Genomic DNA, 11,828 nt, shown 5'->3' on the forward strand with positions numbered 1-11,828 from the left:
GATGGCCGCCAAGACCGGAAAATCCTTCGCCGGCCGCTTCGGCGTCCACATCGCCGTGCTCGTCTTCGTGGTGATCTGGACCATTCCCACGCTCGGCATTCTCGTCTCGTCGCTGCGCGACAAGGACCAGATCGTCGCCGCCGGCTGGTGGAACTCCTTTGCCAGTTCCAGCCAGAGCGAGGCCGGGCGGCTTCCCGCAGCCTCGGCGCAAACCCAGAAGGACGGCAAATACGTCATCGAGGGCAACATCTTCGGCGACGGGCCCAAGCGTGAGATCAGCGCCTTCGGCGTGAAGTCGTCCGCGCCGACACAGTACAAGGCCGGGACGGTTGCCGAGCTCAATGATGGCGCCACCTTGCAGATGAACGCCGACGGCACGTTTATCCTTTCCTCGGTGAAAGCCTTCGAGGGCGACCGCGGCCAACGCGTCTATTTCGCCTCCTCCGCGCCGCCGAAATTCACCACGGACAACTACGATGCCGTGCTGTTTTCCGAAGGCATCGGCCGCTCGTTCATGAACTCGCTGACGGTGACCATCCCGGCAACGATCATCCCGATCCTCATCGCAGCCTTCGCGGCCTATGCATTGGCCTGGATGCGCTTTCCGGGCCGCGCGCTGCTGATTGCCGTCATCATCGGCCTGCTGGTCGTGCCGCTGCAGATGTCGCTGATTCCGCTGCTCAAGCTCTACAACGGCGTCGGCACCTTCTTCGGCGTGCCATCCAAGACCTATCTCGGCATCTGGCTGGCGCATACCGGCTTCGGCCTGCCCTTCGCCATCTACCTGCTCAGGAGCTACATTGCCGGCCTGCCGCGCGAGATCATGGAATCGGCGCGCATCGACGGCGCCAGCGACTTCGAGATCTTCGTCAAGATCGTGCTGCCGCTGTCCTTCCCGGTGCTTGCCTCCTTCGCCATCTTCCAGTTCCTGTGGGTATGGAACGATCTCCTGGTGGCAATGGTTTTCCTTGGCACGGCGCCCGATCAGATCGTGCTGACGGCCAAGCTCAACGCGCTGCTCGGCTCGCGCGGCGGCAACTGGGAGATCCTGACGACATCGGCGTTCATCACCATCATCGTGCCGCTGATCGTGTTCTTCTCGCTGCAGCGCTATTTCGTCCGCGGGCTGCTTGCCGGCTCGGTGAAAGGAGGTTGAAGACATGCAATCGGCTTTGAAGGCGACTTCGAGACCAGACCCCGCCGTCGACCGCGACTGGTGGCGGGGCGCGGTGATCTACCAGATCTATCCGCGCTCCTACCAGGACTCCAACGACGACGGCATCGGCGACCTGAAGGGCATCGTGCGGCGCCTGCCCTACATCGCTTCGCTCGGCGTCGATGCCATCTGGATCTCGCCCTTCTTCAAATCGCCGATGAAGGATTTCGGCTACGACGTGTCGGATTATTGCGACGTCGACCCGATGTTCGGAACGCTCGCCGATTTCGACGCGCTGGTGACGGAAGCCCATCGGCTGGGCCTCAAGGTGATGATCGACGAGGTGCTGTCGCACACCGCCGACATCCACCCCTGGTTCAAGGAAAGCCGCTCCAGCCGTAACAATCCGAAAGCCGACTGGTATGTGTGGGCGGACGCAAAACCCGACGGCACGCCGCCCAACAACTGGCTGTCGATCTTCGGCGGCTCGGCCTGGCAGTGGGACACCAGCCGCCAGCAATATTACATGCACAATTTCCTGGCCGAGCAGCCGGACCTCAACTTCCACAACCGGCAAGTCCAGGATGCGCTGCTCGATATCACCCGCTTCTGGCTGGAGCGCGGCGTCGACGGCTTTCGGCTGGACACGATCAATTTCTACTTCCACAGCCAGGGGCTGGAGGACAATCCGCCGCTGCCGCCGGAACAGCGCAACGACCAGACGGCGCCGGCGGTCAATCCCTACAACTACCAGGACCATCTCTACGACAAGAGCCGACCGGAGAACCTCGGCTTCCTGGAGCGCTTCCGCGCGCTTCTCGACGAATATCCGGCGCAGGCCGCCGTCGGCGAGGTGGGCGATTCCCAGCGCGGCCTGGAAGTGGTCGCCGCCTACACCGCCGACGGCAAGCGGGTGCATATGTGCTATTCCTTCGACTTCCTGGCGCCGGAGAAGATCAGCGCGGCGAAAGTGCGCGCGGTGCTGGAGGCCTTCGGCACGGTCGCCAGCGACGGCTGGTCGTGCTGGGCCTTCTCCAATCATGACGTGATGCGGGTCGCCTCGCGCTGGGCCGCCAACGAGGCGGATCCGCCCGGCTATCTGAAGGTGATCTCGGCGCTTCTGATGTCGCTGCGCGGCTCGGTGTGCATCTATCAAGGCGAAGAGCTCGGCCTTGGCGAAGCGGAGTTGAAGTTCGAAGACCTGCAAGATCCCTACGGCATCCGGTTCTGGCCGGAGTTCAAGGGCCGCGACGGCTGCCGCACGCCGATGGTGTGGGACGCGGCCGCCAAGAATGGCGGTTTCTCGACCGCCAAGCCGTGGCTGCCGGTGCCGGGCAAGCACCTGTCGCAGGCCGTCAACGTGCAACAGGGCGACGCAAGCTCGCTGCTCGAACATTACCGCCGCTTCCTCGCCTTCCGGCGCCAGCATCCGGCACTGGCCAAGGGCGACATCGCCTTTATCGAAAGCGATGGCGACACCGTCGCCTTCACGCGCCGCGAGGGCAATGAGCGGATCGTCTGCGCCTTCAACCTCGGCGGCAAGCCCGCCGAGGTCGATCTCGGCCGTGGCTCGCTGCAGCCCTTGCCGGGGCACGGCTTTTCGGGACAGACTGGCACCGGGCCGGTCCGCCTCGGCGGTTATGGCGCCTGGTTCGGGCGTGTCGACTGAACATTGCAACGGAAATCATTGGGAGGAGAAAACATGGCCGATGTCACGCTGAACCAGGTGAAGAAATCATACGGCAACCTCAACATTCTCCATGGCATCGACCTCGACATCAAATCGGGCGAGTTCATCGTCTTCGTCGGGCCGTCGGGTTGCGGCAAATCCACCTTGCTGCGGTCGATCGCCGGCCTCGAGGAGATCACCTCGGGCGAGCTGAAGATCGACGGCGAGGTGGTGAACGACGTGCCGCCGTCGAAGCGGGGCATCGCCATGGTGTTCCAGTCCTATGCGCTCTATCCGCATATGACGGTCTACGACAACATGGCCTTCTCGATGAAGATCGGCAAGGAAAGCAAGGCCGAGATCGACAAGCGCGTGCGCCAGGCGGCGGAGATCCTGCAGCTGACCAAATATCTCGACCGCCTGCCCAAGGCGATGTCGGGCGGCCAGCGCCAGCGCGTCGCCATCGGCCGCGCCATCGTGCGCAACCCGAAGGTGTTCCTGTTCGACGAGCCGCTGTCGAACCTCGACGCCGCGCTTCGCGTCGCCACCCGCATCGAGATCGCCAAGCTCAAGGAATCGATGCCGAACACCACCATGATCTACGTCACGCACGACCAGGTCGAGGCGATGACGCTGGCGGACCGCATCGTGGTGCTGAAGGAAGGTTATATCGAACAGGTCGGCACGCCGATGGAGCTCTACAAGCGTCCGGGCAATTTGTTCGTCGCCCAGTTCATCGGCTCGCCGGCAATGAACATATTGCCGGCAAAGATCGAGAAGGCCGGAAATCCGACCGTGGTCAGCCATGTCGGCGGCCGCAAGGCGACCGTGCCGATCGCGACGCCGGCCTCGGCGAATGGCGCCGCGGTCAGCTTCGGCGTGCGGCCGGAGGATCTCGCGATCGCGACCGGCACGGACTATCTGTTCGAAGGCAAGGTCGACTATATCGAGCAGCTTGGCGAGGTTCAGCTTGTCTATGTCGATATCGGCCGCACCGACCTGCCGCTGGTGGCCAAGCTGCCGGGCAATGTCGAGGTCAAGCGCGGCGAGACCCTGCGGCTCAACGCCAGCGGCGGCGATCTGCACATCTTCGACGCCGACGGCCATTCCTTCACGCTGCATCGCGAGGAAGCAAAGGCTGCCTGACGGTTAGCCGCTCCGGCTGACGCATAGCCGTTGCGGAAAAGAAGAACGGCGGGCCAAGGCCCGCCGTTCTTCGTTCGTATATCGTCTAAAGTTGTTAGCGGCCGAAGAGGCTACGGTCGCTGCCCTGAGGGGCCGACTTGTGAACGTCGTTCGACGAGTTCAACAGCTTGTAGACCGTCGAGTCGGTATTGATCGACGACGTGCGCGTGGTGTCGACGGCGGGAGCCGTCTGGCTGGCGCCTACGTTACCGGTATGGCCGCTCTCCGCGGCAAAAGCAGCGCCGGAAACGGCCAACAGGGCGGCCGTGGCAAGAACGATCTTCTTCATTTCAGTGCTCCTGAATCTTGTGATCCGACCGATGCGGCGGGGCTGGCCCGCCGCCGGTTCAAGGTCGGTTGTTAGTTGTTGCCGAACAGGTTGTGGTCGGCGCCCGTCGTGGCAGGCTGCTGAGTGGCCGGCGCAGGCTGGTGGACCGAAGCCGTGTAGGAAGAGTCGACCTTGGCGGCCGCCTGATTGGCTTCGTTCGGGTTGTAATGGTCGCTACCAGCGAAGGCGCTGCCAGAAATTGCCAGAAGGGCTGCGGCAGTGAGAACAATCTTTTTCATTTTTACTACTCCAGTATCTTAAGTCAGTCCGTCTAGCGGCGTGTCTTGGGAATGAAATCGCGTCGTTCGGACAACGCTGATTTGGGTGAACCGACTGCCGGATTCCAATCACGAAGTTTTTCCGTCTGGACCATGAATCCGCATCTTGAAGTTTTCATAAGCATGCCTATGACTTTATTTTTGTTGAATCAAATCAATATCTTATTCCAATTTGGCGGTTGGCTCACCAAATGTATCGGAGCACCGACGTTCACACCATCCTGCACGCACCGTCAACAGAAACGAACCGTTCAGTTCGATTTTAGAATCTCCTAATAGTCACTTTTCGATACTATTAACCATTCTACCCCCGTTCCAAGGGCCGATTCGGCCCGCATCGGGCCCGTGTTCCGACCGAAGGCCAAAAGCGCCGTTCGTGCCGAAAGCGCCGCGGCTGTCCCCCTAGTCGACGCTCGATATCGAGACTCGAACCGCGAACTAAACCCCGAAAGGTCGCGGTGGCGCCGGCACGCCTTGCCTTGCAAAGCAAGGACCGAGTGTTTACAGGCGTTGTCCAGGGGTCAGGCAACGATACGACCGGCGCAGCCGCCGGCTGGAATTGCAGCGGGGTCAACGACATGCCTCTTTCCGACGTCTATGCCGTTGCGAGCAAGGACATTGTCTTCGAATCCTTCGACGGCGAGGCTGTCGTGCTCGACCTCTCCAACGGCAAGTATTTCGGCTTCTCCGATTCCGGCAGCAAGGTATGGCAGGCGCTGGCCTCGGGTGTCGGTACCGAGGCGCTGATCCGATCGGCGGCGGGCGCTGCCAGGATCGACGCCGCCGCGCTCGAGTCGTTCATTGGGCAGTTGGTCGAGTTTGGGCTGCTGGCGCCTTCCGGCGCGACGCCGCTGCCCTCTTCCGACGATTTGCCGGCGGCGCTGGCGGCGGCGTGCGAGCCGCTCAATGTCAGCGTCCATGACGATCTTGCCGACCTCATCACCGTCGATCCGATCCACGAAGTCGAGGAACCGCTCGGCTGGCCGGCCGTCAAGCAGGTTTCCTGAGCGACCGGCGAAGGGCGAGGTCAGGCTGGAACAGACCATGCCACGCGTCACGCTCGAGACCCTGCCGGACTACGCCCGCTTCCTCCTTGCCGCCGCCGAGAGCGCGGCCGGGCAATTCCCGGTCCAGCGGACTGTCCGCCTGCCAGGGCTGGAATTGATCGCGCATCTTGAGCCCGGCGCGCTCGCGGATGCCCTTGGCCAGGCTTTCATCGAAGCCGGCGGCGATCCGCGGGACTCCCGTCAATGCCATGTCTTCATCGGCCATCCAGGCGTCGGCGGCATGCCGGTGCCGGCACGCTGGGACGATGCGCATTTCACCGAACACGGCTTTGCCCAGAAACTCGCCGAGACGGGGTTGCGCGGCCATCATTACCACGATCTGGATTTCTGGCAGGTCTACGACCCCGACCGACGGATCGGCGTCCAGCTGATGCGGTCCCCCGACGCGTTTCCGCCCTGGGAGCAAGGGGCGCCGCTGCGCGCCTTCCTGCATTGGGAGTACGCCGCAGGCGGCATGCGCCTTGCCCATGCCGGCACGCTGGGCCTTGATGGCAAGGGCGTGCTGCTGGCCGGCGCCGGGGGCGCGGGAAAATCCGGAACCGTCGTTGCGGGACTGCTCAACGGGCTGGACAGCGTCGGCGACGACTATGTGCTGATCGACCTTTCCGGCGGCGTGACCGCGCGACCGCTGTTTTCGATCCTGAAACAGGATCCGCAGGGTTTCGCCCGACTCGGGCTGGGAAGGCGGCTGGGAACCGACCGACCGCTCAACTGGCAAGGCAAGCATGCCTTTCACATTAACGAGATCGCGCCTCGGCCAGTACGCGCGAGTCTGGACATTTCTGCGTTGATGGTGCCACATGTCAGTGGCGGAAAGACGAGTTCGATCGCACCGATTTCGCGCAAGGATGCGCTCATCGCGCTGGCGCCCTCCGGCATTGCCCAGATGCCTGGCGAGCGGGAAAGCGGGTTTCGCTTCTTCAGCGATCTCACACGCTTGCTGCCATGCTACCGGCTTTACCTCGGGACGCATCCGGAGGAGATCGCCGGCACGATTGCGGATTTCCTTGCGCGGGCGCCCGATGAAGCTGAGCGTGATCATGCCGGTCTATAACCGCGAGCGCTTCGTCGTCCCGGCCCTGCGCTCGCTGCTGCGGCAGCGCGACGCCGTCGACCTCGACATCATCGTGATCGACGACGGCTCGACGGACGGTTCGGCCGAGGCGGTTCGCGCGATGATGGACGAGAACGCCTGCATACGCCTGTTCCAACACGCTCATATGGGTGTCGCCCGAGCCCGCAATGCCGGTCTGCGGCAATTGCCGGCGGACGCCGGCTTCGTGTCCTTCCTTGATTCCGACGACATTTCCCTTCCCGGCCGGTTCGAGGCCGACCTCGCTCATTTCGAAACGCATCCCGGCCTCGATCTGACCTACTCGCTGATGACGCTGGTCGACCGGATCGACGACGAGACGTTGGAGCCGGCCGCGAACGGCCGTATCTTGACGCTTCGCGGGCTCTCGCTATGCACCGCCCTGTTCGGCCGGGCGCTTGTCGATCGTATCGGCTGGTTCGACGAGGAGTTCGAGTTGTCAGAGGACACAGACTATCTGCTGCGCGTCTTCGAAACGGGTCCCCGTTACGAGCTGCTGGACAACGTCGCGATCTACTACCGGCGTCATGCAGGAAACGCGACACGGCAAAATGACGGCAGGCTCCGCGACCATCTGCGGGCGATCCACAAAGCGATGCGGCGGCGCAGGGCGGATCCGTCGCTGCGCGAGGCTCCGGGCATTTTCGAGTATAAGAGCCCACCCAGCTGGCAGGGTATGTGATGGACGCCGGGGGGCTGGACCACACAAGACAGTTCGGGGATCACGGATGAAGCTCTCCGTGATCATGCCGGTTCACAACCGCGAGACTTACGTCGGCGCAGCGCTCCGCTCGCTGCTAAGACAGCGCGACGCCGTCGATCTCGACATCGTCGTGATCGACGACGGCTCGACCGACGGTTCGGCTCAAGCCGTGCGCGCGATGATGGACGAAGCATCCTGCATCCGGCTGTTTCAGCAGGAGAACATGGGCGTGACCCGGGCGCGCAACAGCGGACTGAGACAGCTCGAGCCGGAGGCGGAGCTGGTGTCCTTTCTGGATTCCGACGACATCTCGCCAGCCGGGCGCTTCGCCGCCGACATAGAGCTTTTCCGGAAGGATCCCGCTCTCGATCTTACCTATTCCAGGATGATGCTGGTCGACAGGATCGATGACCAGATGCTGGAGCCGGCACAAGACTGCAACAGCATCACCATTCGCGGCATCCATCTGTCGGCCGCGATCTTCTCGCGCCGTTTGGTCGACCGGCTCGGCGGTTTCGACGAGGACTTCGTCCAGGCCGAAGATACGGACTTTCTGCTGCGCAGCTTCGAGGTCGGCCCCCGATACCTGCTCCCGGACACGCTGGCGCTTTATTACCGGCGGCACGCCGGCAACATGACGAGGCAGGAAGACGTCCAGTCGCGCGAGTTCATGCGCGCGATCTACAAATCGATGAAGCGCCGCAGGGCCAACCCGTCGCTCAAGCCGATCGAAGGCATTTTCGAACTGAAGAAACTCGCGGACTGGCGGTTCATGTGATGAGCGGATACGGCGTCGTCATTCCTGCCTACAACGCCAGCGCCACGATCGTCGAGACGCTGCGATCAGTGGCGGCGCAGACGGCGCGGCCCGAGCTGGTCGTGGTGGTCGACGACGGCTCGACCGATGATATTGCCACTGCTGTCGGCGGCATCGACCTGCCGCTCAAGCTTTTGCGGCAGGACAATGCCGGGCCGGGCAGCGCGACCACCCGCGGCATCGCCGCGCTGTCGACGCCCTTCATCGCCACGCTCGACGCCGACGACCTTTGGCTGCCCGGAAAGATCGCGGCGCAGCTTGCCCATCTCGAACGGCTTCCCGGGACATCGGGGGTCTTCACCCATATACGCAGTTTTCGCGACGGAGAGCCCGATGCGATGGCCCCGGCCGCAACGCCCGGCTGGTCGCGCTCGACGATGCTGATGCGCCGAGCGGCCGCGGAGAGCGTCGGACCGATGATCGACCCGCCGGGCGGCCGTGGCGAGATGATCGACTGGATCGCCCGGGCGCGGGAAAGCGGGTTTGTCCTCGACATGATGTCTGACATCCTGGCGCTGCGACGCATCAGGCCGGGAAGCCTGTCCTACGGGCGCGATACGGCACGCGACCGCGGCTACCTGGAAGTGGCACGGCTGGCCATGCTGCGACGGGCGCAAAGCAAGGCCAGCTCCAGCTGATGGCGAAGATCCGTCGCATCGGCAAGCGTTTTCCAGACTATGGCTGGTCCTGGCCGACCGGCTCGCTCGACCAATTGCTGAAGGCAGTGCTTCTGCCCGACGAAGAGGCGGCGCGCCTTTGCGCCGAAAGGTGGCTGGACGAGAACGACATCGATCACGTCTCCTTCCGGGAACACCGGCTGCTTGCCGCGATTTCCGACAGGTTCGGACGCAAGCTTGCCGGCCACGCCGCCTATCCGCGCCTCGTCGGCCTGCAGAAGATGCTTTGGACCAAGTCGCGCATGGCCATGCGCGAGGCGGAGCCGGCGTTGAAGGCGATGGTCGATGCCGGCTGCACGGTTATGCTGATCAAGGGCGCCAGCCGCGTTGCGCTCGACGCCGCCGCGCAGCGCGGGCGCGTGGCGCATGACATCGACATACTGGTGCGGCCGGACGATATGCAGCCGGCTTTCGATGTGCTGCGCGACCGCGGCTGGCAGATCGCCACCGGCGTTTCCCCGCAATATCTGCGCACAAGGCTGGCATCGCTGCGCTCGATGAATTTCTTCAAGGGCAATTATGGCGACATCGACCTGCATCAGCTCGCCTATGACGGCTCGCAGCAGAACGCCGAGGACGACCTCGCGATCTGGCGCCGCGCGATTGCCGCCAGGTTCAGCGACGTCAGCGTGGTCGTCCCTTCGCCCGCCGACCGCATCGCGCTCGCCATCGCGCATGGCGGCCTCGACGCGCATACGCATAGCGACTGGCTGGTCGACTGCACCGTGGCCATCGAAGGCGGCGATGTCGACTGGGCGCTATTCCTAGACGTCATCGCCAGGCGCGGTCTCGCCGTCGCCGCGGCGGTCGCGCTTTCCTACCTCGCGCTGGAGATCGGCATCGCGGTGCCGGAAGCCGTCCTGGCGCAGGTGGTGGGCATGGCCGACCGGCGCGGCGCGGCGCGCCTGTCGTCCGTCCTGCAGGCCAAGCCGCGCACCGATTTCGGCGCGCTGACCTGGCTGTCGCGGGGGTTTGCAAAGCAGCTGCGCCTGCGGCGCAAGAAAGGCCGGCTGAAGCAGACCGAGCCGGACATCGTGTGGCGCGGCAAATCCATGGCGGCGAAGGCAGCCGGCCGGCCTGCTGCATTTGTGCTCTCGCAAACCCTGGATGAACCGCGGGGCGAAGCCGGCGAGATGATGCTCGTTCTCGTCGTGCGCATCGTCGTTCCGCCGGTCAGGCGACGCATCGAAATGGAGATCAATGCGGGCGACCGGCACGTGGCCCGGCTGCGCTCGATGGCGATCAGCCGTTCCGGCGGCGAGCGGATGCTGCGCTTTCGCGGCAAGGTGAAGCTTGACCGGACGGGACGGACCCTGGTGCTGGAGGCGCGGCCGTCACGACAGTTTCGCGTCTGGGACAACGAGCAGGCCGTCGCCACCTATGGCGCGCTGCCTTTCCAGCTCGTTTCGGCAACATTCTCCCGACCCGGCTGAGACGAGGCTCGCCTCAGACGCCATAACGCTCGGTGCGGATCAACCCCGCCGGAACGCCGGCGCCGATCAGCGCGTCGGCGGCGGCCGATACGAATGCATTCGAGCCGCAGACATAGGCGAGCCTCGGCGTCTTCGGCAGACGCTCGATGGCCTGAGCCATCATGCGGGCGTCGACACGCCGGGAATAGTCGGAGGGCCGCCTGGCCGGCTCGCGGGTCAGCGTGAGCACCAGATCGAATCCGTCGCGACGATCGTCGAGGCCGACCAGCTCGTCACGGAAAATCACCTCGTCCCAGACCCGCGCCGAGAACACCAGCGCGACGGGCACCGCATTGTTGCGCAGCGTGCGATGGCGCAGCATCGCCATCAGCGGCACGACGCCCGAGCCGCCGCCGACCAGAAGGATCGGCCCGCCGTCGCTCTCCTCCCAGATGAAATGGCCGCCCAGCGGCCCGCGCAGCTCGATCTCGTCGCCGACCGCCGCCACGTCGTGGAAGAAGGGCGAGACCTCGCCGTCGTCGAGCCGTTCGATCGCGAGCTCGATGCCGTCACCTGCTTCCGGCGCCGAAGCGATGGAATAGGAGCGGCGCGCCTGATAGCCGTCCGGCGCCGTCAGCCTGATGTCGACATGCTGCCCTGCAAGATGGGCGAAGGGCCGCGACGGCTGGAACCAGAAGCTGGTGACGCGCGGCGTGCGCTTTTCGATGCGGGCGATCATGGCTGCCTGCCAGGGCGATTGCGGCGACGGCTCGGCGGTCATCGATTGCTGCTCACAGATCGCCCTCACGGGTCACTGGAATAGCGCTGCTCGCGCCAGGGATCGCCATACATGTGATAGCCGCGCAGCTCCCAGAAGCCCGGCTCGTCGCGTTCGGTGAACTGCAGCCCGTTCACCCATTTGGCCGATTTCCAGAAATAGAGATGCGGCACCAGGAGCCGCGCCGGCCCGCCATGATCTGATGTGATCGGCTTGCCCTCATAGAGCAGCGCCACCATCGCCTTGCCGGTGACAAGGTCCTTGGTCGGGACATTGGTGGAATAGCCGTCGAAGGACAGCGCCAGCGTATAGGCGGTCGGCGGCTCGATGCCGGCGTCGGCAAGGATGTCGTCGATCATCACGCCTTGCCACGGCGTGTTGAACTTGGTCCATGCCGTCACGCAATGGATGTCGCGCGTCATCTTGCTCTGCGGCAGTGCGTTGAATTCGGCCCAGTTCCATTTCTTGATCGGCCGTGGCCCCTGCTTGAGGGTGAAGGACCAGTCCTCGGAGCGCACCCGCGGCGTCGGCCCGGCCGACAGAACCGGGAAACCCTGCTCCAGAACTGGCCGGGCGGAATGCGCGCGTCGGTGTCGGAAGGAGGACGCCGTCCGGAAAAGAAACCACGGGTCACCATAGAGACATCTCCTGCGCCGGCAGAACCG

The 11,828-nt window shown here is 64.2% G+C and carries 12 protein-coding genes and 1 pseudogene; 9 read left to right on the forward strand and 4 right to left on the reverse strand.

The annotated features are described in order from the left end of the window. Window position 1: 1 nt before the first annotated feature. The 3 genes from FJ424_RS01580 to ugpC are packed head-to-tail and all read left to right on the forward strand — an operon-like array spanning window position 2 to window position 3,971. On the forward strand, window positions 2–1,156 hold the full coding sequence (locus FJ424_RS01580; protein ID WP_140650738.1) for a carbohydrate ABC transporter permease: 1,155 nt from the start codon (window positions 2–4) through the stop codon (window positions 1,154–1,156). A 4-nt stretch (window positions 1,157–1,160) separates the two neighbouring features. After that, entirely contained in the window at window positions 1,161–2,825 is a 1,665-nt protein-coding gene (locus FJ424_RS01585) for an alpha-glucosidase (RefSeq protein ID WP_140650740.1), read from the forward strand. Between the two features lie 33 nt (window positions 2,826–2,858). Then, window positions 2,859–3,971 (forward strand): sn-glycerol-3-phosphate ABC transporter ATP-binding protein UgpC, encoded by a 1,113-nt coding sequence (ugpC, locus tag FJ424_RS01590; RefSeq protein WP_140650743.1) that lies wholly within the window; start codon window positions 2,859–2,861, stop codon window positions 3,969–3,971. A gap of 94 nt (window positions 3,972–4,065) precedes the next feature. On the opposite strand, the gene FJ424_RS01595 is transcribed toward ugpC, so the two are convergent. Both FJ424_RS01595 and FJ424_RS01600 read right to left on the reverse strand, forming a co-directional pair. Beyond that, window positions 4,066–4,299 carry a DUF680 domain-containing protein gene (locus FJ424_RS01595; protein ID WP_140650746.1) on the reverse strand — a complete coding sequence of 78 codons (234 nt, stop codon included), beginning with the start codon at window positions 4,297–4,299 and terminating at the stop codon, window positions 4,066–4,068. Window positions 4,300–4,370: 71 nt separating this feature from the next. After that, a complete protein-coding gene (locus FJ424_RS01600; protein ID WP_140650748.1) occupies window positions 4,371–4,577 on the reverse strand; it encodes a DUF680 domain-containing protein in 207 nt (68 codons plus the stop codon). A gap of 536 nt (window positions 4,578–5,113) precedes the next feature. Between FJ424_RS01600 and FJ424_RS01605 the strand changes: the two genes are divergently transcribed. From FJ424_RS01605 to FJ424_RS01630, 6 genes are read left to right on the forward strand one after another with little or no spacing between them, the layout of a single operon-like run. Further along, a complete protein-coding gene (locus FJ424_RS01605) occupies window positions 5,114–5,623 on the forward strand; it encodes a PqqD family protein (protein ID WP_246677109.1) in 510 nt (169 codons plus the stop codon). A 37-nt stretch (window positions 5,624–5,660) separates the two neighbouring features. Further along, on the forward strand, window positions 5,661–6,737 hold the full coding sequence (locus FJ424_RS01610) for a serine kinase (protein WP_140650751.1): 1,077 nt from the start codon (window positions 5,661–5,663) through the stop codon (window positions 6,735–6,737). Then, window positions 6,706–7,458 carry a glycosyltransferase gene (locus tag FJ424_RS01615; protein WP_181181946.1) on the forward strand — a complete coding sequence of 251 codons (753 nt, stop codon included), beginning with the start codon at window positions 6,706–6,708 and terminating at the stop codon, window positions 7,456–7,458. The genes FJ424_RS01610 and FJ424_RS01615 overlap by 32 nt, the downstream gene beginning before the upstream one ends. A 46-nt stretch (window positions 7,459–7,504) precedes the next feature. Next, a complete protein-coding gene (locus tag FJ424_RS01620; protein ID WP_140650753.1) occupies window positions 7,505–8,257 on the forward strand; it encodes a glycosyltransferase family A protein in 753 nt (250 codons plus the stop codon). Next, window positions 8,257–8,934: a glycosyltransferase family A protein gene (locus FJ424_RS01625; RefSeq protein WP_140650756.1), complete on the forward strand. Its 678-nt coding sequence runs from the start codon at window positions 8,257–8,259 to the stop codon at window positions 8,932–8,934. Before FJ424_RS01620 ends, FJ424_RS01625 begins: the two co-directional genes overlap by 1 nt. Beyond that, window positions 8,934–10,406: a nucleotidyltransferase family protein gene (locus FJ424_RS01630; RefSeq protein WP_140650759.1), complete on the forward strand. Its 1,473-nt coding sequence runs from the start codon at window positions 8,934–8,936 to the stop codon at window positions 10,404–10,406. Before FJ424_RS01625 ends, FJ424_RS01630 begins: the two co-directional genes overlap by 1 nt. Before the next feature lie 13 nt (window positions 10,407–10,419). Here FJ424_RS01630 and FJ424_RS01635 read toward each other — a convergent pair whose 3' ends face one another. Continuing rightward, the gene (locus FJ424_RS01635) at window positions 10,420–11,166 is read right to left on the reverse strand and encodes a ferredoxin reductase (RefSeq protein ID WP_140650761.1); all 747 of its coding nucleotides are present in this window, start codon (window positions 11,164–11,166) and stop codon (window positions 10,420–10,422) included. Between the two features lie 23 nt (window positions 11,167–11,189). Further along, window positions 11,190–11,800, reverse strand: a pseudogene (locus FJ424_RS01640) (molybdopterin-dependent oxidoreductase). Between the last annotated feature and the right edge of the window lie 28 nt (window positions 11,801–11,828).

Source organism: Mesorhizobium sp. B3-1-8 (genome assembly GCF_006439495.1).
In the GTDB taxonomy this organism is placed as follows: Bacteria; Pseudomonadota; Alphaproteobacteria; order Rhizobiales; family Rhizobiaceae; genus Mesorhizobium.